The organism is Mesorhizobium sp. WSM4832 (assembly GCF_055811115.1).
Genome location: NZ_JBVVQH010000007.1, coordinates 151,316 through 175,086 on the forward strand (window position 1 = coordinate 151,316; position 23,771 = coordinate 175,086).

A 23,771-nucleotide genomic window follows, 5' to 3' on the forward strand; every position below is an offset into this window, starting at 1 on the left:
ATGGGCGTGAAAGCGCTCTCCTCCACCGATCACTTTATGTTTCCCAACTACGGAATGGTGCAATAAGAGACGTCGGAATCGCCTCGCAAGGCTCGAATTTCCAGCTTTTTCAGGCATTGCGCCGGCAAAACCGGTAACAGGCTGCGACACATAGGCAATTTGCCTCGGACCCGGCCGGCTTTCTCAGCCGCGCCAAGTCTGTTACCAGCGGACCGGTTTTATTGGAGCGACGTGCGTCCGCAGGCCGCACAGCAGCTCCAAGACTTTGTGAAACCCATTCGAGGCCGACATGCAGTTCATCGATCTTGGCGCGCAGCGCGAACGCATCCGCGACCGGCTGAAGGCCGCGATCGACCACGTCGTCGAGGACGGGCGCTATATCCTGGGACCGCAGGTCACCGAATTCGAAAACAAACTCGCGGCCTATATCGGCGTCAAGCATGTCGTCGCCTGCGCCAACGGCACCGATGCGCTGCTTCTGCCGCTATTTGCTGCCGGCATCGGCCCGGGCGACGCGGTGTTCGTGCCGAGCTTCACCTTTGCCGCGACGGCCGAAGTGGTGGCGCTGGCCAAGGCCGAGCCGGTCTTCGTCGACGTCGACCGCGACACCTACAACATCGACATCGCCAGCCTCGAAGCGGCGATCGAGATGATCAAGAAGGAAGGCCGGCTGAAGCCGAAGGCGATCATCCCGGTCGACCTGTTCGGGCTTGCCGCCGACTACGGTGCGATCATGGCGATCGCCAGGCGCGAGAACCTTATGGTGATCGAGGACGCCGCGCAGTCGATGGGCGGCTCCGCCGAAGCCAAAATGTGCGGCGCCTTCGGCCATGTCGGCTCGACCAGCTTCTATCCGGCAAAGCCGCTCGGCTGCTACGGCGACGGCGGTGCGATGTTCACCAACGACGGCGCGCTTGCCGACAAGCTCAGATCCTTCGCCTTCCACGGCAAGGGCGAGACGCAGTACGACAATGTCCGCGTCGGCATCAATTCGCGCCTCGACACGCTGCAGGCGGCGATCCTGATCGAGAAGCTCGCCATCCTCGAGGACGAGATGGTGGCGCGCCAGGCGGTCGCGGACCGCTATGCCAAGGGGCTTGGCGACATCGTCAAGGCGTCGCGCAATCTCGGCCATGGCCGCTCGGCGTGGGCACAATACGCGATCGAGACGCCGAAGCGCGACGGTCTGAAGGCCCATCTTGGCGAAAAAGGCATTCCGTCGGTGATCTACTACGTGAAGCCACTGCACGAGCAGGTCGCCTACCAGGATTATCCGTGCACGCCGACCGGCCTCGCCGTTTCGGAAGACCTGCCGAAGCAGATCCTCTGCCTGCCGATGCACGCCTATCTCAGCGAAGCCGACCAGGACCGCATCATCGAGACGATCCGGAACTATATCGGCTCGAACTCGGCGCATGTAGCGGCGGCGTAAGCCTGAAAGGTCAGCGCCAGGCACCCCCCTCTGTCCTGCCGGACATCTCCCCCTCAAGGGGGGAGATCAGATGTCACGCCGGCTTTCGTCAACCTTCAACGGTGAAAGCGGAAGCGGATCGCCGAAGCTGCCAATCTCCCCCCTTGAGGGGAGATGTCCGGCAGGACAGAGGGGGCGCTGTCCCGCCAGCATCTCAATAGTTCTCTTACGCAAACGCCCCTAAACCGCCACCCTCCCCGTCGCAATGAAATGCGGGTTGGCGAAATCGCTGTCGTTGGCCTGGTTGCGCTTGCCATAAACCAAAGGCTTGCCGTCCAGCGTGCGGGTCATGCCGCCGGCGGCGCGCAGCACCGCATCGCCCGCCGCCGTGTCCCATTCCATGGTGCGGCCGAAACGCGGATAGACATCGGCTTCCGCCGCGGCGAGCAGGCAGAATTTCAGCGACGAGCCGACCGAGACGATCTCGGCGGCGCCGAGGTTGCGAATGAAGGCGTCGGTTTCCGGCGTGTTGTGCGAGCGGCTGGCGACGACGGCGAGCGGCGTGACCCCGGCCCGCACGCCGATCGGCCGACGGCCGGCAATGCGATAGTCGGCGTCGATCTCCAGTGCCTCGGCCTTGCCAGGCCGACCAGTGAAAAAGCGTCCGATGCAAGGCGCGTAGACGACGCCGACTTCCGGCACGCCATGGCGGACCAGCGCAATGTTGACGGTGAAATCGGTGCGGCGGTTGACGAATTCCTTGGTGCCGTCGAGCGGGTCGACCAGGAAGAAGGCGCCGTCGAGATCGGGCGTGGCGACGCCCGCCGCAACCTCTTCCTCTGCCACGCAAGGGATATCCGGATAGGCGGTGCGAAGGCCGGCGAGGATGATCTTCTCGCTTTCGCGGTCGGCTTCCGTCACCGGCGAGGAGTCGGCTTTGCTGTCGACGGCGCAGCCCTCATGGAAGACGCGCATCACCTCGCGCCCGGCATCGAGCGCCAGTCGCTCGAACACGCCGAGTATGGCCTCGTCGTCAGATACCGCCGCCATTGTCGTACTGGTCCTCGGCAATGTCGCGCTCATTCAGCCAATGCTCCAGGGCTTCAGCCATCTCTTCCGGCTTCTTGCCGAGCGTCTTCAGATGGATTTCCGGATTCTGCGGCGCCTCATAAGGCGAATCGACGCCGGTGAAATTCTTGATCTCGCCGCTCAGCGCGCGCGCATAAAGGCCTTTCGGGTCGCGACGGGCGCATTCCTCGAACGGCGTGTCGACGAACACCTCGATGAACTCGCCCTCGGCCATCAGCTCGCGCGCCACGCGCCGCTCGGCGGCGAAGGGCGAGATGAAGGAGACGATGACGATCAGGCCGGCATCGGCCATCAGCTTGGCCACTTCGGCGACCCGGCGGATGTTTTCGACGCGGTCGGCATCGGTGAAGCCGAGATCACGGTTGAGGCCGTGGCGGACATTGTCGCCGTCGAGGATGTAGGTGTGACGGCCGGACGCGAACAGCTTCTTCTCGAAGAGGTTCGCGATGGTCGACTTGCCGGAGCCGGAGAGCCCGGTGAACCAGAACACGGCCGGGCGCTGGTTCTTCAGGTCGGAGCGGCCGCGCTTGCCGACGTCGAGCGACTGCCAGTGGATGTTTTCCGCACGGCGCAGCGAATGCAGGATCATGCCAGCGCCGACGGTGGCGTTGGTGATGCGGTCGATCAGGATGAAAGCGCCGGTGGTGCGGTTCTCGGCGAAAGGATCGAAAGCGATCGGTGCCCTGGTCGAGATGTTGCAGACGCCGACCCCATTCATGTCGAGCGACTTCGCGGCCTCATGCGCGAAATCGTTGACGTTGACCCGGTATTTCAGATCAGTGACGGTAGCGCTGACCTGGTCGGTTTCGGTGCGCAGGATGTAAGAGCGGCCGGGCAGCAGCGCCTGCTCATCGAACCAGACGATATTGGCGGCGAACTGGTCGGCGACCTGCGGCCGCGCCGCCGGCGACACCAGCATGTTGCCGCGCGACACCTCGACCTCGTCCTCGAGAACCAGTGTGATCGCCTGGCCGGCGACGGCCTGCTCCAGGTCGCCGCCCTGCGCGACGATGCGTTTGACGCGCGACGCCTTGCCGGACTTGGCGACGACGACTTCGTCGCCCTGCGCGACCCTGCCCGAGGCGATGGTGCCGGCAAAGCCGCGGAAGTCGAGGTTCGGCCGGTTCACATATTGCACCGGGAAGCGGAACGGCAGCTCGACCGCGGCCTCGTCGACCGACACGGTTTCGAGATGCTCGATCAGCGACGGTCCGGAATACCAGGGCGTGCGCTCCGAGCGGCTGGTGACGTTGTCGCCGAAGCGCGCCGACATCGGGATCGGGACGACGCTCAAGAAGCCTAGCGCCTGCGCGAACGCGCCGTAGTCGGCGACGATCTGGTCGAACACGATCTTGTCGAAGCCGACGAGGTCGATCTTGTTGACGGCGAGCACGATGTGCCGGATGCCGAGCAGCGAGGCGATGATCGAATGGCGCCGGGTCTGGCGCAGCACGCCCTGGCGCGCGTCGATCAGCACGATGGCGAGGTCCGCGGTCGAGGCCCCGGTCGCCATGTTGCGGGTGTACTGCTCATGGCCGGGCGTGTCGGCGACGATGAACTTGCGCTTCGGCGTGGCGAAGAAGCGGTAGGCGACATCGATGGTGATGCCCTGCTCGCGCTCCGCCTCCAGCCCGTCGACCAGCAGCGCGAAGTCGATGTCGTCGCCGGTGGTGCCGTGCTTGCGCGAGTCCTTCTCGAGCGCGGCGAGCTGGTCCTCGAAAATCTGCTTGGTGTCGGAGAGCAGGCGGCCGATCAGCGTCGACTTGCCGTCGTCGACAGAGCCGCAAGTGAGGAAGCGCAGCAGCGACTTCTTCTCCTGCGCGGCCAGATAATCGCGAACGCCGTCGGTGGGGGCGAGGCTCTTGGCCAAGATGTGGCGCATGGTCAGAAATACCCCTCGCGCTTCTTCTTTTCCATCGAGCCCGCCTCGTCGCGGTCGATCAGGCGCCCCTGCCGTTCGGAGGTGCGCGCGGTCAGCATCTCGCCGACGATGGCTTCGAGCGTGTCGGCTTCGGATTCGATGGCGCCCGTCAGCGGATAACAGCCAAGCGTGCGGAAACGCACCAGCCGATCCTGCACGATTTCGCCGGGGCGCAGTTTCATGCGCTCGTCGTCTTTGAGTATGAGCATGCCGTCGCGTTCGACGACCGGCCGTTCCTTGGCGAGATAGAGCGGCACGATCGGGATGTTCTCCTGCAGGATGTACTGCCAGATATCGAGCTCGGTCCAGTTCGACAGCGGAAAGACACGGATCGATTCGCCCGACGCGATGCGGGTGTTGAAGATCTTCCACATCTCGGGCCGCTGGTTCTTCGGATCCCAGACATGCTGGGCATTGCGGAAAGAGAATATACGTTCCTTGGCGCGCGACTTCTCCTCGTCGCGGCGGGCGCCGCCGAAAGCGGCGTCGAAGCCGTATTTGTCGAGCGCCTGGCGCAGCGCCACGGTCTTCATCACATGGGTGTGGGTATTGGAGCCATGGTCGAAGGGATTGATGCCGTCGCGCACGCCATCCTCGTTGACATGGACGAGCAGGTCGAAGCCGAGCTTCTGCGCCATCTGGTCACGAAATGTGATCATCTCGCGGAACTTCCAGGTGGTGTCGACATGCAGGAACGGGAACGGCGGCTTGGCGGGGTAGAATGCCTTCATCGCCAGATGCATCAGCACCGAGGAATCCTTGCCGACCGAATAAAGCATCACCGGCTTGGAAAAAGACGCCGCGACCTCGCGGAAGATGTGGATGGATTCGGCCTCGAGCCGCTGCAGATGCGTGAGCGCGATATTCATGGACTGTCGAGCGTTCTCTCGTGCCGTCGGGCGGAAATCTTGCGTCGCAGGCGCAATCTTATGCCGCCCGGGCGCAAATTTCACTTTGGACAAACTGTTTCGTGCGGGCGTTCTAACAGATCGGCGCTGGCGATAACAATGCAAGACGCGCACGGCTCGGGGGGATTAAGGAACGAATTTTCCAAGCGAGGGCGGCAAAGCGGAAAATCCTGCCAGGGCGGTCCAAACGCGGAAGCAGGGAAAAGCCGCGGCTTTCCGGCCAGTCCCCATCTGTCCCCGCTCTTTGCCCGGGTCGAGGATTTTTGTCGGAACATCGGCGGCCGCCCTTTCGCAGAACGGCGCCAGCCGCTATACGGGCTCGGGGAACGGGCAAGGCGCGGCAAACGGAGTCCGTCTAGGCAGCCATCGGCTGCCATCACGGATCCGGGCGCAACCTGGAAATTGCGAAGCAAGCATTTGAACCCGTTCACAACGCTCCGGCGCCGTCTCACGCCCGCACAGATCAATTTCTATTTCTCGATCGTCTGCTTCTTTTCGCCGCCGGTGCTTGGATCGTTGGTCAGCATCGCTTTCAATGCCGGTGGCGTGTGGTCCGCGATGCTGCTCGCCACGAAACGGCGGCGCTTCAACATCGACGGGCCGATGCTGGCCTTGACGGTGGCGATCTATGCCTATTGCGCGGCCATGATCCTCGCTTCGATCGTCAACGGCACGCTGGCGGCCGATCTGCGGCTGTTCCTGCCGCTGATCACCTTGCTGCTCTTCCCCATCTCCTATTCGACATGGAGCATCACCGAGAAGGCCACGCTGGCGCGCATCGCCATTCTGGCGAGCACCGCGGCCTGCTTCGGCGCGCTGGCGATCGCCGTCGTCCAGTATTATGGGCTCGGCACGAGGGCCGAGGGCGGCGCCGGAAATGCGATCGTCTTCGCGACCGTTACCTGCCTTGCCGCCATGCTATGCTTGGCCGGCGCCCTGTCAGGCATCGAGAAGCGTTGGAAGCTGTTGGTCCTGGCGGCGATGGCCGGAGCCATGGCGATCGTCTATTCGGCGTCGCGCATGATCTGGGTGGCCGTGCCGATTGCCGGCATCGTCGTCCTTCTCGTCAATCGCCGCCGGTTCACCAACGCCAGCGTGGCGCGCTTCGTGGTGATCGGCGTTGCGGTCGCCCTGGTGATTGCAGCGATCGGCTCACGCGTCATCCTGGATCGAACCGACTTCCTGGTCAGCGACTGGGATGCGCTGAACGCCAATGGCGACCATTCGACGGCGCTCGGCCTGCGCGTGGCGATGTGGGAAATGGGCGTCAGCGCGTTTCGCGAGATGCCTATTTTCGGTCATGGCATCTCGGCCAGCCGGGCGCTGATGAAGCAGGGGTTTCAGGACCAGTTCGGCCTGCACCAGGGTTTCAGCCATTTCCACAATGGCTTCCTGACAGCGCTGGTCGAGGCCGGTCTGCTGGGAGCGCTTGCCCTGGCCTCGATCTTCGTCGTTGCCGCCTGGAACGCGGCAAGGGCGCTGCGCCTCAGTGCCGATCCGGTGGAGCGGTTCGGCGCGACGATGGTCCTCGTCGCGGTCATTACCTATCTCACCGGCGGGATGACCGGCATCCTCATCGGCCACGATATCCTCGACGCGACGCTGATGGTGTTCCTGATTTCGGGAACCTATCTTGCGTCCGGGCGAACGATAGCACCGACCGGGAAGAGCGCGCCCGCCATGGCGCCGGGTGTAAGCCCGCAACCATGAAGGTCCTGGTCACCGGCGCAACAGGCTTCGTCGGACGCCGGATCGTGGGCCGGTTGCGCGAGGACGGATTTGACATACGCATCGCGTCGCGCCTGCCGCAACGGCTGGCGGGCGCGGACGATGCCGCCGCGCTGCCGGGCGCCGATGCGCCGGAAGACGCCTTTCTGGCGCTGATGCGCGATGTGACGCATGTCGTCCACTGCGCGGCGCTCAACAATGATCGCAGCGCCGGCGAGGTCGGTTTCCGGGCCGTAAATGCGGCACTGACCGGACGGCTCGCGCAGGCAGCGGCCGCGCGCACCGGCGAGCGCTTCGTCTATCTCTCCTCGATCCGCGCCGTCGCGGGTGCGGGCTTCAACGGCACTGTCGACGACGCCACGCCCGCTGACCCGCAATGCGCCTATGGGCGCTCCAAGCGTGAAGGCGAGATCGCAATGCTGGAGGCTTTTGCAAGGGCTGGACGCGACGGCGCGACGGCGCTGCGGCTGCCGCCGGTCTATGGCGAAGGCATGAAGGGAAATCTGCGCGGGCTGATGCGGCTCGCAGACACCGGCTTGCCGTTGCCCGCAGCCGCCTTGACGGCGGTTCGTTCGCTGATATCGGTCGACGCTGTGGCCGGCGCCGTGGCGCATCTCCTGACCCGCCCCGTGCCGCCGCGTCCAACCTACATTTTGGGCGATGCTTGCCCGGTTGCGATGTCTGAAATCGTCACCGCATTCCGGCGCGGATATGCCCGGCCGGCCAGGCTTGTCCCCATGCCGGTATGGCCGTTCCGGCTGCTGGCTACGCTGCTCGGCCGGCAGGCTTCGTGGCAGGCTTTGATGGCGACACAGATCTGTGACCCGTCGCTGCTGGCCTCGGAGGGCTGGATGCCGGAAAACGGCACGCTCGGCCGGCTCGAGGAACTGGCACGACAGGCCGGTCAAGCGCGGTAGAACGTGCCCAGCAATATCTTGAGGTCCAGGCCGATGGAGGCCGCTTTGATGTAGGCCGCATCGGTCTCGGCGCAGAGTTTCGGATCCGACATGTCGATCCCCTTGATTTGCGCCAGCCCGGTGATGCCCGGCAGCACGGCGAGCACGCCCAGTTCCTTGCGCCGCTCGATCAGTTCCGTCTGCGTCGGCAGGCATGGACGCGGCCCCACAAGGCTCATCTCGCCCTTGAGCACGTTCCAGAGCTGCGGCAATTCGTCGATCTTGGTTGCGCGCAGCACCTTGCCGACCGCGGTCACCGAACCGGCCGGCGCCTCGTGAGTAGGCAAGGACGGCGTTTCCCGGCGCATCGTGCGCAATTTGCGGCAGGCAAAAAGCGCGCCGTCCCGGCCGACGCGGATTTGCGAGAAGATGGCGGGGCCGGGCGACGTCGCCCGGACCGCCAGCATGGCGACAAGTACAATCGGCGACGTCGCCGCCAACATCACCGCCGCGACACTGAGATCAAGGGCCCGCTTTGCCGTCACGGTCCAGATCCGATGACGCAAGCGGAACAAGAGCGGCGCATCCTGCCGATATTCGGGTACGCTCTTCTGGCGATTGCGCATGGGCAAGACAGGCTAAGCCGTTTGCCCTGCCGCTGCTTTCGGCACATTGGGCTCCGGAATGTTCCGGTCCTGGTACAGGCCTGCCAGCACCGCGAGCGCCGCTGCCTTGTCCTGATCGCGGATGGCTGCCTGCAGCGCGGTCAGCCCCGCCTGGATTTTCGGCCAACCCACGACCTCGCTCCTGAGGCCGAATATCTTGGCGATGTCGAGCTTGACGACCTCTTCGTTCTCGCCATGCAGCGTCTCGTGCAGCTTCTCGCCGGGCCTGATGCCGGTGAAACGGATCGGAATATCGGTGTAGGGGCTTTTGCCGGCCATGCGAATCATCGTTTCCGCGACTTCGAGGATCGGCACGGGCTTGCCCATGTCGAGCATGTAGATGGCGTAGTCGTCCCTGCCCTGGCGCTGCTCGGCATCGGCGGCCGACATGATGACGAGATCGACGGCCTCGGCCACGGTCATGAAATAGCGAGTCATGCGCCGGTCGGTGATGGTGACCGGCCCGCCGGCCTCGATCTGCGCCTGGAAGATGGTCGCCACCGAGCCGTTGGAGCCGAAGACATTGCCGAAGCGCACGGCGATGAATTTGGTACCTGGATGGCGACCCGTGGCATCATGGCCGTTCAGCCGGCCGCCATTCGACGCGGACGGTTGCGCGGCGTGCGTCTCATGCAGCGAGGCGACGATCTGCTCGGCCGCCCGCTTGGTGATGCCGAGCACCGATGTCGGATCCACCGCCTTGTCGCTGGAGATGAGCAGGAACTGCGGGACGCCACATTTGGCGGCGACTTCGGCGCAAGCAAGCGTGCCGAAAACGTTGGTCTCGATCGCCGCCTCCCAGTTCTCTTCCAGGATCGGCACATGTTTCAGCGCGGCGGCATGGAAAATGATCGCGGGCTCGAACTCCCTGACAAGGCGCATCATCTGGCGCCGGTCGGTAACATCGACGATGCGGCTGGACAGCCGGTCACGCTCGCTTTCCTCGACCATCTGATCGAGCTGGAAAATGCCGAACTCGGAATTGTCGGCCACCAGCACCGCCTCGGCCCCTAGCTCCAGCGAGCGCTTGACAAGCACGCGGCCGATGGAGCCGGCGCCGCCCGTCACCAGCACGCGCTTACCTTCGACGAAGGCGCCGATGCGCTCGATGTCGGTGGCAACGGCCGAACGGCGCATGATCGTTTCCATCTCGACCGTATCGAGAACCAGCTTGCCGCCCTGCCCCAGTTCGGAAAGTCCGGAAAACTGAACGACGGTGATGCCGCTGTGACGGGCAACACGCACCAGCTCGGCATAGTCCTCGATCTCGCGCTCGGCGCCCTTGCCGAAGATGACGAAGTCGAGATTTTCCGTTCCCCCGACATATTCTTCCAGAACATCGACCAGGCGCGGGCGGACCGCCACAACGGGAACGCCCTGGATCTGCGTGCCGAGCGGAGCATCGCTTTCGGTCGCCATGATGCCGGCGATGGCATACTCCGCCGGCACGGCCGCGCGGGTGAAGCGGACGATCACGTCAGCCTCGCTCAGCCGGCCGATAAAGAGCGCCTGTCGGATCGGTGCGCCACCAGGGGCACGGCGCAGGATGCGCCAGCTCGCGCCATCGCGAAGGAAGCGGTAGTAAAGTCTCGGCGCCGAAATAATAGTGAAGGAGACGAGGAAAAAGACAATGAACTGGCGTTCGTTGAGGCCGGAGACGGGCTGCAAAAACGAGCGGAAAGCGAGCGAGGTCAAATAGAGGACCACCGTCAGTATTCCGCAGCCCTTCAGGATGTTGAAGAAATCGGGCGTGGAAGCAAAGCGCCACACGGTGTTGTAGAGGCCGCAATATCTGAACAGCAGATGGGCGACAAGTACGATGACCGCCCAGCAGGCGAGCCCGCCATAGGACAGCGCGTCAAACGAAAGCCGCGACTGCGACAGGATCAGACTCAGCGCCACAGCGACCAGGACCATGACGAGATCCTGGATCATGATGATGGCGCGCCGCATCTTCGGTCGGAGTCCCGATACGGCTTCTACATAGGACGTCATAGGGTGGCACTGAACTCCAGGTGCGGGAACACAGCCACCCGAACAGCACCGGATCAACAGCGTCCGCCGCCACTCTAGATTGCAAGTCCCTGACCCCCATACCCCGTATCGCAATAGCGCGGAGTCGGGCGCATCGCCAGAGGTTTTTTGTCCATATTGCGTCGTAGAGCTGACGAAGCGACCAGACGCAGCCATCTGCGGGCCCCGCGTCTACCTTGAAACCGCCGTTCCCGACGCCTCTCCTGGCGGATTCATCGCCTTGAGCTGTCTTTTCACGGTGTCAGATTGCTGTGAGTCTATCCCTTCACGACGCCTGTGGCACGAGCCCTCCATTGAGGTCCCTAAACCGCACTGTCGGCAATGATACGAGCTACGACAGCTCCGCTCGACTCCCGCCAATCCGGCGCGCTCCAACCGAACGCTGCCGCGAATTTCGCGTTCGACAGCCGCGAATTGGACGGCCGCCGTGCCTTTGTCGGATAATCGGCTGTGGCGATATCGCGTATGTGGGCATGCGGACCGCCAAGCGCCCGGCTCATATCCAGGATGTGGCGGGCAAAGCCGCTCCAGTTGATCTCGCCGGTACCGGCCAGGTGATAGACACCGAAGGTGGTGTCCTTTTCCCGATCGAGGATAACCGCCGCCTGCAGGATCGCGTCGGCAATGTCGAGCGCCGATGTCGGATTGCCCCACTGATCGGCGACGACCGCAATCTCGTCACGGTCGCCAGCGAGCCTCAGCATCGTCTTGACGAAATTCTTGCCGAACGGGCTGTAGACCCAGGCAGTGCGCAGGATGAGATGGCGCGGATTGGCCGCCGCGACGGCCTGTTCGCCAGCGAGCTTGGAGGCGCCATAGACACCGAGCGGCGCCGTTGTGTCCGTTTCCACATAGGCGCCGTCCTTGGTGCCGTCGAAGACATAGTCGGTCGACAGATGGATGACGGGAACGCCGAGCTTCCTTGCCGCCTCGGCGACCTTGCCGACGCCCACGGCGTTGACGGCGAAGGCCATATCCTTCTCGTCCTCGGCCTGGTCGACGGCGGTGTAAGCGGCGGCCGAAACGATAATATCCGGTCTTGCCGCCTCCAGCGCCGAAAATACTGTGTCGGGCCGCGCAAGGTCCAGCGCCGGTCGACCTACGGCAACGACTTCGACGTCACCACGGGCCGCCTCGACAAGGCTGGCGGCCACCTGCCCGTCTCGCCCGGTGACGGCGAGCCTCACGCGGTTTCCTTCCTGCCTTCAGCCTGGCCATGGCCCAACCGCTCGCCGGCGTAGCGCTGTTCGCGGATCGGGCCCCACCACCATTTGTTGTCGAGATACCAGTCGACAGTCCTGGCCAGGCCGCTGTCGAAATTCTCGCGCGGGCTCCAGCCGAGATCTCGCGCGATCTTGGAGGCGTCGATCGCATAGCGGCGGTCATGGCCGGGGCGGTCGGTGACGAAGGTGATCAGATCGCGGTAGCTTGCGCCGCCGGCGCGCGGGCGCCTGAGGTCGAGCAGGTCGCAGATCGTCTCGACGACGGAGAGATTGGTACGCTCGGAATTGCCGCCGACATTGTAGCTCTCACCCGGCTGCCCCTTGGTGGCGACCAGTTCAAGGGCCCGCGCGTGATCCTCGACGAACAGCCAGTCGCGCACATTGGCGCCGGCGCCGTAAACGGGCAGCGGCTTCTCGTCGAGCGCGTTGAGGATGACCAGCGGGATCAGCTTTTCCGGGAAGTGATAGGGGCCGTAATTGTTCGAGCAGTTGGACAGCACCACCGGCAGGCCGTAGGTCTCGTGCCAGGCCCGCACCAGATGGTCGGAGGCGGCCTTCGACGCCGAATAGGGCGAGGACGGCGCATAAGGCGTTTCCTCGACGAACATGCCGCCGTCGAAAGGAAGGTCGCCGAACACTTCGTCGGTCGAGATATGATGGAAGCGGAAGCGGCCTCGGCGAGCCTCCGGCAGCCCGCGCCAGTATTCCAGCGCCGCATTGAGGATGCGGTAGGTGCCGACGATGTTGGTCTCGATGAAGGCGCCGGGGCCGTCGATCGAACGGTCGACATGGCTTTCGGCGGCGAGGTTCATGACGATGTCGATGTCGTCACGGCGCAATATGTCGAGCATCGTGCGCTCGTCGCAGATATCGGCCTGCTGGAAACGGTAATTGTGGGCGTTCTCGATCGGCCGCAGCGACGCGAGGTTACCCGCATAGGTGAGCTTGTCGAGATTGGTGACGCGATAGGCCGGGTTGGCGCACAGGTGCCGGCAGACCGCAGAGCCAATGAAGCCGGCGCCGCCAGTGACCAGGAAATTCAGCTTGCCCTCTTGCCTCACGCGAAAACCTCCGCACTGCTGAGCAGTGGCGCGTTGCGATCCTTATCCGAGAGCTGGAAGCCGCCGGCAAGCGACGGCCACGCAATACCAATGGCGGGGTCGTCGAAACGGATCGACCGGTCATGCTCCGGCGAATAGGTATCGGTGACCTTATACAGAATCTCGGTGTCCGGCACGAGCGTGACGAAGCCGTGCGCGTATCCCTTCGGCACCAGGATCTGGTTTCCCTTCTCGGCCGAGACCTCCAGCGCCGACCATTTTGCAAAGGTCGGCGAAGAACGGCGGATATCGACGACGACATCGAGGACACTGCCCCGCACGACGCGCAGCAGCTTGTCCTGGGCGCGCGGCGGCAGCTGGTAGTGCAGCCCGCGCAACACGCCAGCCGCAGCGGAATAGGAATGGTTGTCCTGGACGAAGACGAGATCGATGCCAGCTTCGGCGAAGCGTTCGGCATTCCAGGTCTCGCTGAAAAAGCCGCGCGCGTCGCCGTGCCGCTTCGGCACGATCTCCAGCACGCCGTCGAGGCCGAGCGGCCTGACCTCAAGCACCTTGATCCTCCATCAGATCGGCGACCCGCCTGCGCAGATAGGCGGCATATTCATTCTTGCCGAGCCGCGCCGCGCGTTCCAGAACCTTGTCGGCGCCGAGCCAGCCCTGCTCGAAAGCGATTTCCTCGGGGCAAGCGACCTTGATGCCCTGGCGATGTTCGATGGTGCGCACAAAGAATGACGCTTCATGCAGGCTGTCATGTGTGCCGGTATCGAGCCAGGCATAGCCGCGGCCAAGCCGGTGGACCTGCAGCTCCCCGCGTTCCAGATAGGCATTGTTGACCGCCGTGATCTCGAGCTCGCCGCGCGCTGACGGCCGGATCGTGGAGGCGATGTCGACGACCCTGTTGTCGTAGAAATAGAGCCCGGTGACGGCCCAGTTGGATTTTGGCTTGAGCGGCTTTTCCTCGATCGTCAGCGCCTTGCCAGTCGCCTTGTCGAACGAGACCACGCCGTAGCGTTCCGGGTCCTCGACATGGTAGGCGAAGACCGAGGCTCCGCTCTCGCGCGAGGCCGCCATCCGGCAGAGCTTGGACAGCCCATCACCGAAATAGATGTTGTCGCCGAGGATCATCGAAACATTGTCCTTGCCGATGAAATCGCGGCCGATGATGAAAGCTTCGGCGAGGCCATTGGGTTGCGGTTGCTCGGCATAGGAAAGCTCAAGCCCGAATTCCGAGCCGTCGCCGAGCAGAGCCTGAAAGACCGGCAAGTCACGCGGCGTTGAGATGACCATGATCTGGCGTATTCCCGAGAGCATCAGCACACTCAGCGGGTAATAGATCATCGGCTTGTCGTAGATTGGCAGGATTTGCTTGGAAACCGCTATTGTAAGCGGATAGAGGCGCGTTCCGCTCCCGCCGGCCAGGATTATTCCCTTCAACAGGCTCTCCGTCGAGCTGCCGGGGGCATGCCCGGCTGTCGAGCCGCCCGCGGTAGAGTTTCGTGTATCAGCTCGTTCGTTTATGCCGCACCATGTACTAATATCGGATTTAATGCCTTCGTTATAGTCGCTTGCGATCCACAATCGGCAAGTGTGGGCGGGGCGGTCATCGATCAGACGCGCCACGCAAGCCAGACACGAAAAAGCAGACGAGGTTCAGCCGGCCAGCTTTTTTTGTCGTTCGCGATCAGCCGCGCTTGAGCAGCGCCCACACGGCCGGCACAAGGCTGGCGGCCAAAGCCACCTTGATCAGGTCGCCGACGATGAAGGGCAGGACGCCGAATTGCCAGGACTTTTCCGGTCCGATGAGCATCGCCAGCCAGGCAAAGCCCATGGCCATCATGATCACCTCGGCGGTCAGCATGGCGCCAAACAGCTTGAACGGATTGCGGTCCCAGCCGCGATCGGCAGCCCAGCCGGCGATTGCCGCCATGACCACGAAGCCGGCGAGGTAGCCACCAGTAGAGCCCAGCATATAAGCGATGCCGAGGCCCTTTTCCGGCGTGCCCTGGAAGACTGGCCAACCAAAAGCGCCCTCGGCGAGGTAGAGGACGAGCGTCGCGACCGCCAGCCGCAGGCCGAACGCCGAGGCGATCAACAGCACGGCGAGCGTCTGCAGTGAAAGGTCGACCGGGCCGAGCACCACTTTCGTCTTGGCTGAAAGGGTGAGCAGCAGGGTTCCGGCGAGCGCCAGGAAGAGCTGCGTGGCGAGCCGCGCGGCGCCCCGATCCGGCAGGGTGAGAGAAACAAGCGGACGCATCGTGGTTGCAGTTGCCATGGTCTTCCCCATTCTGGCTGATTTGCCGGGTGGCTGATTTTCTGGCTTAAAGCGCATCGCGCAGAAACGGATTCAGGCGACGCGCTTTAAAAATTTGTCTTGATTCATGTCGTTCTCCCAGAACCGCTGCGCACTTTTGGGCGAATTTTCCTATATTGGCTTCCGTGTCGGGCGGCAATCATTTTGCCGCGTTGCAACGGAGTCCGGCATGGCGCTTGAATTCGACACCAGCTTCGATCCGGCTTACGGCCGGGCGATCACGGTTGCGCCGGATGTGCTGCGCATCACCGCCAGAAACCCCGGCCCATTCACCTTCCACGGCACCAACAGCTATGTCGTCGGCCACGATACGCTGGCGGTGATCGATCCAGGGCCGGAAGACGACGCCCATCTCGAAACGCTGCTCGCGGCGATCGCTGGCCGCCCGGTCAGCCACATCTTCGTCAGCCATACCCATCGCGACCATTCGCCTTTGGCGGCGCGGCTGAAGGAGCACACCGGCGCGCCAACGCTTGCCGAAGGCCCGCATCGCCCGGCTCGCGCCTTGCGCATCGGCGAGGTCAATCCGCTCGACGCCAGCGCCGACCTGGCTTTCGTTCCCGATGTCGCGCTGACCGACAATGCGCTGACCCATGGCGACGGCTGGGCAATCCGCACCGTGCTTACGCCCGGCCACACCGCCAATCACGCCGCGTTTGCCCTCGAGGGAACCGGCACCCTGTTTTCAGCCGACCATGTCATGGCGTGGTCGACCTCGATCGTCGCGCCGCCGGACGGCGCCATGGCCGATTATATGCGCTCCCTCGACAAGCTTTTGGCGCGCGACGATCATTTGCTGTTGCCCGGCCATGGCGGACCCGTGACCGCGCCAGGCAGGTTCATGCGCGGCCTGAAGACGCATCGCAAGATGCGTGAAAGGGCGATCCTGGAGCGCATCCGCGCCGGCGACCGCACGATCACGGAAATGGTCGCCGCGATCTATCGCGATACCGATCCGCGGCTGCACGGCGCCGCCGGCCTGTCGGTGCTTGCCCATCTCGAGGATCTCGTCGCCCGCGGCCTGGCCGCAACCAACGGCGAGCCTGCAATCGACGGCGTTTTCGTGCCTGCCGGCTAATGCATGTCGCCCGGAAGTGTGCAGCGGTTCTGGGACAACGACATGCATCAAAACAAAGACTTTAAAGCGCGTCGCCTGAATCCGTTTCTGCGCGACGCGCTTTAGTCTATTCGGCCGGCGCCGCGCCGACCTGCCCGGCGACCTGCTGGTCGAGCTCGCCAAGGAAATCCGTGATGCGGGCTGCATTGTCGCCCAAGTCGTAGCGGCCGTAGCGCGAGGCCGAGCGCATGTCGACGATGACCTGCTCGCCATCATCGGTAACGCGAATGGCGACGTCGGCCGGCAGTCCGAGCACAAAGCCCTTGGCCAGCGCATTGATCGTCGCCTCGCTCTGCCCGTTGATATCGGGATAAGGCGCCGTCAACTGCCAGTCGCGGCGATCGAGAACGGTTTCGACAGCGTCGACGACGGTTTCGAAAGGCAAATTGTAGCTGCGCCCGCTGACCAGCGGATAGGCATCGGCCTGCAGGCGCTGTTCGCCCGGCGTCGGCGGCGGCAACTCGTTCATGTCGCCGGTGCGGTCGCTGGTATCCAGCGCCGGCGGATCGTCGAGATCGGTCGAAATGTCGCGCAGCGGCGGATAGATCGTCGCCCAGTAGACGGCAACGCCGTAGGGTGCGAGCACCAGAAGCGCCAGCAGCGCGCCGATGCTGAGATCGCGGCCGCCGCGATCGCCAAAACTCCAGACCCGCGACAGGCCGAGGCCCGCCAGAAACAGGGCGAGCGCGGCAAGCAGCGCGACGACCGCGAGCACCCACAGGAAAGGCGGTGTCTCGACGAGATCGAGCCGGTAAGCGGCTACGACTGTGAGCAAAAGGACGAGCGAGAATGCCCCGATCCGCCGCGACCAGCCGGCCGCCCGTGACGTCTGCCGTTCAGGAATAGATGCCATTGTTTGCCGTATCGTCCCAACCCGGGCCGAGAGTTAACTGTTTTTAGCGCGGGCTTGAAGCCGAAAGATTGAACATTTTTCGTCAATCGGTCGGCAGGCGATAATCCTTGAACTGGTCGCGCAAACTGGTCTTCTGGATCTTGCCGGTGGCGGTGTGCGGAATTTCGCCGACGAAGGCGACGTCGTCGGGCATCCACCATTTCGCAACCTTGCCGCTCATGAAGGTCAAGATGTCGCCCTTGCTCGGCTCTCTGCCGGGCTTGCGCACGACGACGAGCAAGGGCCGCTCGCCCCATTTGGAATGCGGGATGCCGATCGCCGCCGCCTCCGCCACGTCCGGGTGGCCGACGGCGAGATTCTCCAGATCGATGGTCGATATCCACTCGCCGCCGGACTTGATGACATCCTTGGCGCGATCGGTGATCTGCATGTAGCCGTTGGCGTCGATATGGGCGACATCGCCGGTGTCGAACCAGCCATCGGCATCGAACTGCTCGGCGCCGGCGCCGCCATAATAGGCGCGGGCCACCGCCGGGCCGCGCACCTTGAGGTGCCCGAAGGTCTTGCCGTCCCAGGGCAGCGCGTTGTCGTCGTCGGTCACTTTCATTTCGACGCCGAAGGGCGGAAAGCCCTGCTTGCCCTGGACATCCAGCCGCGCCTCGCCGGTCAGCGTCTCATATTGCGGCTTCAGCGTGCAGAGCGTGCCGAGCGGCGACATCTCGGTCATGCCCCAGGCATGCACCACCTGCACGTCGTAATTGTCCTGGAACTTGGCGGTGATGGCGCGCGGACAGGACGCCCCGCCGATGACGACCTTCTTCAGATGGGGCAGCTTCTTGCCGGTCTCCTCCAGATATTGCAGCAGCATCATCCAGACGGTCGGCACCGCTGCGCTGAACGTCACCTTTTCAGTGTCGAGCAGTTCGTAGATCGAAGCGCCGTCCATCTTGCAGCCAGGCATCACCAGCTTGGCGCCGATCATCGGCCCGCTCTGGCCGAGACCCCAGGCATTGGCGTGGAACATCGGCACGACAGGCAGGATCACATCCCGGGTCGATATGCCCATGGCATCGGGCATGGCGGCCATCATGGCATGAAGAACATTGGAACGGTGGCTGTAAAGCACGCCCTTCGGGTCGCCTGTCGTGCCCGAGGTGTAGCACATGCCGGCGGCGGTGTTCTCATCGAACGTCTTCCAGGTGAAGGCGCCATCGGCCTCGGCCAGCCATTCCTCGTAAGCGACGGCATTGGGCAGCGACGTTTGCGGCATATTTGCCCGGTCGGTGAGAACAATCACCAGCTTCAGCGATCGGACCGCGCCGGCGATCTTTTCCAAGAGCGGCACGAATGTCAGGTCGACGAAGATCGCCTTGTCCTGCGCATTGTTCATGATCCAGGCGATCTGCTCGGGAAACAGCCTCGGATTGAGCGTGTGGTAGATCGCGCCGATGCCCATGATGCCGTACCAGGCCTCGATATGGCGGGCCGTGTTCCAGGCAAGGGTCGCGATGCGGTCGCCGAGCCTGAAGCCGTCGCGATCCAGCCGCTGCGCCACCTTGAGCGCCCGGTGATGGATTTCGGCAAAGGTCGTGCGCACGATCGGGCCTTCGATCGAGCGCGACACCACCTCCCGGCTGCCGTGCTGGCGTTCGGCATGGTCGATCAGTTTGTGGCAAAGCAGCGGCCATTCCTGCATCAATCCGAGCATCTGTTCCTCCCCTTTGCGCATTCGCGTCGTTTGTTTCACGCATTGTGGAACGAACCGGCAGATTGTCCAGCTGTCATAGGTCGAAGCCGGTGGATGGATCGAAGGACCTGGGAGAACCGCCATAATCCGGCCATCGTCGCCGTTAAGGTTCATTAACGGGCTGGGTGAGATTGGCGGATGGAGAGGTTCGCATGGACGCGCAGCTCGACGATAAAGCCCTCGAAAGCACGCTTGCCCACAGTCTGGACGATTTGACGCCGGACACCAAAACCGTTTCCGAAGATGAATTTGCCGAAGTCGTCGGCGGCGCACTTGAAGCCGTCGGCGGAACGTTGCTGTTCAAGATGCGCGTCGAAAACGGCGCCGACGGCGAGCATGTCGCCGCCGCCTGCATCGGCGACGCCGGCAATCGCCAGTTCCTGCTGCTAACGCTGCCGACCTCCGGCGGCGCGCTGAAGGTCGAAACCGCGGCAAGAAGCACCAATCCGGTCGCAGGCATTGCCGCCGCTTATGCCGGCCTCATGGATGCCTTCAAGACGGCCGCCTGACGGCTAATGCATGTCGCCCAGAAGGGTGCAGCGGTTCTGGGACAACGACATGCATCAAAACAAGGACTCAAAGCGCGGCGCCTGAATCCGTTTCAGCGCGACGCGCTTTAGGGCAATTCCAGGAAAAGTGCGCAGCGGTCAGGCTCGGCGGCTTGGCCGTAGCCTTCCGTCCGGAATTGCGTGAAACAAGAGTTGGGGCGGGTCGGCGTGCCTATCAAACGCCGAACCGCGTTGGGCGGCAGACGTTCAATGAATGGTGATGACGCCTCGCGCCGCGCGGGCTTGCGCGACGCGCCCGCCCGACACATTTAAATCTCCCGCAAGGAGACCATTCATGGACAAACTCGCCAATCCAGCCCCCGGCTTTCAACGCAATCCCGACAAGGTGATCACCGTCGAACCCTATCGCGGCAGCGTCACGGTGCGCGCCGGCGATACCGTCATCGCCAGGTCGAACCGGGCCAAGGTACTGTCGGAACCGCCCTATCCGGCGGCCTTCTACATCCCGTTCGACGATATCGATTTCAGCAAGCTCGTCAGCACCGAGCACTCGACGCATTGTCCTTACAAGGGCGACGCCAGCTACTGGAGCGTCCAGCAGGCCGGCGAAGCCGGCAAGAATGCGATGTGGGCCTACGAACAGCCGTTCGACGAAATGACCGAGATCCGCAATCACGGCGCGTTCTACACGAACAAGGTGACGGTCGAAGCCACGCCGGACTGAGTTCCCGATCCGGCGCGGCCATTGGCGCCGGCCGATACAGGCGAAGCCGGAACGTCGTCATGCGTCGTTGCGCTCCTTGCTTCGCCCGTGGATGACGAAGGGATGGGCGTTTACGTCAATCCCGGAAGGGTGTGGCTGCTGAAATTCAGCGGTCGCTTCGGCCTCGCACCGCGCTCTCAATCCGTCGTGCCGTCGTTGCCCACGTCTTCGGCATCGTCCAGGCGAACGAAGGTCATGCCCTTCTGCTTCAAAGCAAGCAGCCCCTGAACCACGCCCTCGCCGGCCGCATGGGTCGGCTGGTTGATATGGGCGATGATGACGTCGCCGTCCTTGGCGGCGCCGATGCGGCGTGCCGTCTCCTTCGCGCCGAGCAGCGAGCCGCCGTCGCCATTGACCGAGAAGCCGGCGATCTTGAAGCCCAGCTTGCGGATCATGGCGATCGCCGAAGGGCTATACTCGGCGGTAGCGCCGCGAAACCATCTCGGCGCCGGCCCGCCCGCACTGGCCAAGGCGGCGGCGCCGGATTCGACCTCGGTCTGCACGGCGTCAGGACTGCCGGCGCTGCGGATGCCATAAATCTTCTGCGGCGTATCGACCGCCGGAATATGGCGGCCACCATGGTTTTCCAGTTCGAACAGATCAGGATGCGCCCGCATGATCTCAACAGCTTCGGCATTGTGCTTCAGCCAGAGGCCGGTCACGAAAATGGTCGCCGGTATCCGGTTGTCGACAAGGGCCGAAAGGATCCTTGTGTCGGTCTTCCCGCCGCAGGCATCGAGCGTCAGCGCAACGCGACCGCCAGCATCAGCGCCCTGAGGTTTCAGATGCAGCGTCGGCTCGACCAACGTCGCGGCACTGCCTGCCGACGCCGCGAACAGCGACAGCGCCATCGCGCAAAGAGAATTTCTAAGCAGACCCATCATCCATTCCAAGCCGGCACGCCGGCCGTTCGCCGCATCGCGCCAAGAAAGCCTCTACGAGACTTGTCTCAACAGACTGGCATTTAGGCGAAAATGGGACGGCAATCGCGAAAATTTGCTTTCGCCTTACGCCGTGGCTTCCAGGGCAGTCCCCGTCCGCGCCAGGAGTTCGAGCGTGGCCGCCACGACCGCGTCGACCTCCAGGCGCCAGACGCAACACGCCTTGTTGGGGTCCGGCCGTTCGCACAGGTCACCGCCGACGCAGTCGCAAGGCATGGACGGCCGCACCGGGATGCTCGGCGCGCCGATCGGCCCCCAGTTGGACGGGCTCTGCAGGCCGAACAGCCCGACGACAGGAGTGCCGGCCGCAGCCGCCATGTGCATGGGGCCACTGTCGTTGCCGAGAAACAGCCGCGCCTGCTTGAACAGCGCCGGCAAGGTTTCGAGCGGCAGCGCTCCGACCAGATTGACGATCGGCGTCTTCGCAGTCGCAAGGATCTTTTCGACCGCATCTTTCTCATCCGGACCGCCGACCAGAGCGACGTCCAGACCGGTTTCGGCCGATATCCGGTCGATAGCGGCGGCAAAGCGCTCGGGCTGCCAGCGGCGCCCGGGGAAGCTTGCCCCGGCATGCACCGCGACGAACTCGTTCGGCCGGAGCTGGAACTTGTCCAGCAGCGCCAAGGCTTTCGTCGTCTGGAACGGTGGCGGCTCGATGGCGGGAGCCCGCACGCGCAGATCTATGCCGAGCGCCTCCAGCGGCGAAAGATAGCGATAGAGAAAGTGCCGCTCGCCATAGCCGAACGGACTTGCCTTCACATTGGCAGGTTTGAGCTGGAACCAGCGCAGGAGCCTTTTACGCGTGTGGTATCCCACGCGAACCCGTGCGCCAACCAGTCCTGAGATGAACCGCGACGTCTTCGTGTCGGTGATGTCGATGGACATGTCGAAGCGATGGCGGCGCAATCTGACGAGCGTGACAACGAGTTCCTGCGCGCGCCGCAGCGGCGTGCCGCGCATACGGGAGCGGCGGAAGGTCACGGCCTCCGAGGCGATGTCGTTGGCGGTGAGGAGACCGGCGAAGCTGGCGTCGCAGAGGAAGACGATGCGGACACCGGGGTATTCGAGCTGCAGATTCTTCGCCAGCGCCGAGGCAAGAACGAGATCGCCAATGTGCTTCGTCTGCAGGATCAGGATCGAGCGTACGGGGCCGGAGCGAACCTGCAGCATCCGTGCCCGGGCACGGGAGTCGGATTCCACCAAACTGGATTGAGACGTCGACATGTGGAACCATCACGCGCCCATTCGCGTGACCTTATATACAAGACGACAAGGTCGCGGACCATAGCGACTCTCGCGTGCCGACAGAGCGTATCCACCGTTTCACGCAAACGGCGAAAACGCTCTATTTTCATGGAATTGCCCCAAGAGGCGCGACGCGGCCGACGGGCGGCGCGGAATTTCCCGCGAAATCAGACCGCGGCTTCCAGGACCATCTCGGTGCGCGCCAGGAGCTCCAGCGCCGCGTCTACCACCGGATCGACCTCCAGGCGCCAGACGCAGCATGCCTTGCTCGGGTCGGTCCGCCGGCACAGATCGCCGCCGACGCAGTCGCAAGGCATGGATGGCCGCAGCGAGATGCTGGGCACGCCGACCGGCGCCCAGCGGATCGGGTTGGTCAGGCCGAACAGGCCGACGACCGGCGTGCCGGCGGCGGCGGCCATATGCATCGGCCCGCTTTCGTTGCCGAGAAACAGCCGCGCCTCCTTGAGCAGCGCCAGCAGCGTTTCCAGCCGCAGCGTGCCCGCCAGATTGACGACAGGCGTCTTCGCCAGCGCCATGATTCTTTCGGTCGCCTCGTTTTCGTCCGGGCCGCCGACCAGAACCACACGCAGGCCTGTTTCGCCGGCGATCCTGTCGATGGCCTCGGCAAAGCGCTCCGGCTGCCAGCGTCGCCCGGCGAAACTTGCTCCGGCATGAACCGCGACAAAGGCGCTCGGCCGGATATGGTGCCTGGCCAGCAAAGCCAGGGCGCGCGTCGTCTCGAAGGGCAGCGGTCGAATGGCCGGCGCCCTGACGCGCAAGTCGACGCCAAGCGCCTCCAACGGAGACAGATAGCGGTAGAGGTGATGCTTCTTGCCGAATCCGAAGGGCTTCATCCTGACATTGGCAGGCTGGCGCTCATGCCAGCGCAGAGGTCGCTCCGTCGGAGAATAGCCGACCCTGACCGGAGCGTTGACCAGGTCGGAAATGATCCGCGAGGTCTTGGAGTCGGTAATGTCGATGGTCATGTCGAACCGATGCCGCCGCAATGTGCGCACCATGCGGAAGAGCTCGCGTCCCCGCTCGAGCGGCGAGCCACGCATCTTGGCGCGGCTGAAGGGGACGACCTCGGCGGCAATACCATGAGCCGTCAGGAAACCGGCGAAATGCGCTTCGCAAAGAAACACGATCCTGACGCCCGGATATTGAAGCTGCAGGTTCTTCGCCAGCGCCGAGGCAAGCACGATGTCGCCGATGAACTTGGTCTGCAGGATCAGGATCGACCGGAATGCGGTTGGGGAAATCTGCAACATGGGTATCCGACACCAATAAATTCGGTGCCGGATACTTCCTTGGAACGATGTCGAGATTCGAGGCCGTCACACGCACGT

The 23,771-nt window shown here is 63.7% G+C and carries 21 protein-coding genes; 6 read left to right on the forward strand and 15 right to left on the reverse strand.

What is annotated here, in order from left to right:
- Positions 1–289: 289 nt before the first annotated feature.
- A complete protein-coding gene (locus tag AC0L2L_RS12450; protein WP_473578694.1) occupies positions 290–1,432 on the forward strand; it encodes a DegT/DnrJ/EryC1/StrS family aminotransferase in 1,143 nt (380 codons plus the stop codon).
- A gap of 219 nt (positions 1,433–1,651) precedes the next feature.
- Here AC0L2L_RS12450 and cysQ read toward each other — a convergent pair whose 3' ends face one another.
- From cysQ to cysD, 3 genes are read right to left on the reverse strand one after another with little or no spacing between them, the layout of a single operon-like run.
- Positions 1,652–2,461: a 3'(2'),5'-bisphosphate nucleotidase CysQ gene (gene cysQ, locus AC0L2L_RS12455; protein WP_473578696.1), complete on the reverse strand. Its 810-nt coding sequence runs from the start codon at positions 2,459–2,461 to the stop codon at positions 1,652–1,654.
- On the reverse strand, positions 2,445–4,382 hold the full coding sequence (gene cysN / locus AC0L2L_RS12460; protein WP_473578697.1) for a sulfate adenylyltransferase subunit CysN: 1,938 nt from the start codon (positions 4,380–4,382) through the stop codon (positions 2,445–2,447). The genes cysQ and cysN overlap by 17 nt, the downstream gene beginning before the upstream one ends.
- Positions 4,383–4,384: 2 nt before the next feature.
- Complete coding sequence (gene cysD, locus AC0L2L_RS12465; protein WP_473578699.1) at positions 4,385–5,290, reverse strand: sulfate adenylyltransferase subunit CysD; 906 nt, start codon at positions 5,288–5,290, stop codon at positions 4,385–4,387.
- Between the two features lie 456 nt (positions 5,291–5,746).
- Between cysD and AC0L2L_RS12470 the strand changes: the two genes are divergently transcribed.
- Positions 5,747–7,039, forward strand: coding sequence for an O-antigen ligase family protein (locus tag AC0L2L_RS12470; RefSeq protein ID WP_473578701.1), 1,293 nt, complete (start codon positions 5,747–5,749; stop codon positions 7,037–7,039).
- On the forward strand, positions 7,036–7,974 hold the full coding sequence (locus AC0L2L_RS12475) for an NAD-dependent epimerase/dehydratase family protein (RefSeq protein WP_473578703.1): 939 nt from the start codon (positions 7,036–7,038) through the stop codon (positions 7,972–7,974). The genes AC0L2L_RS12470 and AC0L2L_RS12475 overlap by 4 nt, the downstream gene beginning before the upstream one ends.
- Here the strand turns inward: AC0L2L_RS12475 and AC0L2L_RS12480 are convergent.
- The 7 genes from AC0L2L_RS12480 to AC0L2L_RS12510 form a co-directional block, all read right to left on the reverse strand.
- Positions 7,962–8,456 carry a sugar transferase gene (locus tag AC0L2L_RS12480; protein ID WP_473578881.1) on the reverse strand — a complete coding sequence of 165 codons (495 nt, stop codon included), beginning with the start codon at positions 8,454–8,456 and terminating at the stop codon, positions 7,962–7,964. The genes AC0L2L_RS12475 and AC0L2L_RS12480 overlap by 13 nt on opposite strands.
- A gap of 135 nt (positions 8,457–8,591) precedes the next feature.
- The gene (locus AC0L2L_RS12485; RefSeq protein ID WP_473578706.1) at positions 8,592–10,613 is read right to left on the reverse strand and encodes a UDP-N-acetylglucosamine 4,6-dehydratase; all 2,022 of its coding nucleotides are present in this window, start codon (positions 10,611–10,613) and stop codon (positions 8,592–8,594) included.
- Positions 10,614–10,954: 341 nt separating this feature from the next.
- Positions 10,955–11,839: a dTDP-4-dehydrorhamnose reductase gene (rfbD, locus tag AC0L2L_RS12490; protein ID WP_473578708.1), complete on the reverse strand. Its 885-nt coding sequence runs from the start codon at positions 11,837–11,839 to the stop codon at positions 10,955–10,957.
- Complete coding sequence (rfbB, locus tag AC0L2L_RS12495) at positions 11,836–12,918, reverse strand: dTDP-glucose 4,6-dehydratase (protein WP_473578883.1); 1,083 nt, start codon at positions 12,916–12,918, stop codon at positions 11,836–11,838. The genes rfbD and rfbB overlap by 4 nt, the downstream gene beginning before the upstream one ends.
- 14 nt (positions 12,919–12,932) lie before the next feature.
- Entirely contained in the window at positions 12,933–13,487 is a 555-nt protein-coding gene (rfbC, locus tag AC0L2L_RS12500) for a dTDP-4-dehydrorhamnose 3,5-epimerase (RefSeq protein WP_027164711.1), read from the reverse strand.
- Positions 13,480–14,370 (reverse strand): glucose-1-phosphate thymidylyltransferase RfbA, encoded by an 891-nt coding sequence (gene rfbA, locus AC0L2L_RS12505; protein ID WP_027164710.1) that lies wholly within the window; start codon positions 14,368–14,370, stop codon positions 13,480–13,482. The genes rfbC and rfbA overlap by 8 nt, the downstream gene beginning before the upstream one ends.
- A 247-nt stretch (positions 14,371–14,617) precedes the next feature.
- Positions 14,618–15,208, reverse strand: a complete 591-nt coding sequence (locus AC0L2L_RS12510; protein WP_473578711.1) for a biotin transporter BioY — start codon at positions 15,206–15,208, stop codon at positions 14,618–14,620.
- Between the two features lie 208 nt (positions 15,209–15,416).
- On the opposite strand from AC0L2L_RS12510, the gene AC0L2L_RS12515 reads away from it, so the two are divergent.
- Positions 15,417–16,325 (forward strand): MBL fold metallo-hydrolase, encoded by a 909-nt coding sequence (locus tag AC0L2L_RS12515; protein WP_473578713.1) that lies wholly within the window; start codon positions 15,417–15,419, stop codon positions 16,323–16,325.
- Positions 16,326–16,431: 106 nt separating this feature from the next.
- Here the strand turns inward: AC0L2L_RS12515 and AC0L2L_RS12520 are convergent, their stop codons facing one another.
- Together AC0L2L_RS12520 and AC0L2L_RS12525 are read right to left on the reverse strand one after the other, a co-directional pair.
- Positions 16,432–17,217: a DUF1499 domain-containing protein gene (locus AC0L2L_RS12520; protein ID WP_473578715.1), complete on the reverse strand. Its 786-nt coding sequence runs from the start codon at positions 17,215–17,217 to the stop codon at positions 16,432–16,434.
- An 82-nt stretch (positions 17,218–17,299) separates the two neighbouring features.
- The gene (locus tag AC0L2L_RS12525) at positions 17,300–18,925 is read right to left on the reverse strand and encodes a fatty-acid--CoA ligase (RefSeq protein ID WP_473578717.1); all 1,626 of its coding nucleotides are present in this window, start codon (positions 18,923–18,925) and stop codon (positions 17,300–17,302) included.
- Between the two features lie 191 nt (positions 18,926–19,116).
- Here AC0L2L_RS12525 and AC0L2L_RS12530 point away from each other — a divergent pair, with 191 nt between their 5' ends.
- Together AC0L2L_RS12530 and AC0L2L_RS12535 are read left to right on the forward strand one after the other, a co-directional pair.
- Complete coding sequence (locus AC0L2L_RS12530; protein WP_473578719.1) at positions 19,117–19,473, forward strand: hypothetical protein; 357 nt, start codon at positions 19,117–19,119, stop codon at positions 19,471–19,473.
- A gap of 334 nt (positions 19,474–19,807) precedes the next feature.
- Entirely contained in the window at positions 19,808–20,197 is a 390-nt protein-coding gene (locus tag AC0L2L_RS12535; RefSeq protein WP_473578721.1) for a DUF427 domain-containing protein, read from the forward strand.
- 176 nt (positions 20,198–20,373) lie between these two features.
- Here AC0L2L_RS12535 and AC0L2L_RS12540 read toward each other — a convergent pair whose 3' ends face one another.
- From AC0L2L_RS12540 to AC0L2L_RS12550, 3 genes are all read right to left on the reverse strand, one after another.
- Positions 20,374–21,117: a polysaccharide deacetylase family protein gene (locus AC0L2L_RS12540; RefSeq protein WP_473578723.1), complete on the reverse strand. Its 744-nt coding sequence runs from the start codon at positions 21,115–21,117 to the stop codon at positions 20,374–20,376.
- A 126-nt stretch (positions 21,118–21,243) separates the two neighbouring features.
- Positions 21,244–22,347 carry a glycosyltransferase family 9 protein gene (locus AC0L2L_RS12545; protein ID WP_473578725.1) on the reverse strand — a complete coding sequence of 368 codons (1,104 nt, stop codon included), beginning with the start codon at positions 22,345–22,347 and terminating at the stop codon, positions 21,244–21,246.
- A 242-nt stretch (positions 22,348–22,589) separates the two neighbouring features.
- On the reverse strand, positions 22,590–23,693 hold the full coding sequence (locus AC0L2L_RS12550; protein ID WP_473578727.1) for a glycosyltransferase family 9 protein: 1,104 nt from the start codon (positions 23,691–23,693) through the stop codon (positions 22,590–22,592).
- Between the last annotated feature and the right edge of the window lie 78 nt (positions 23,694–23,771).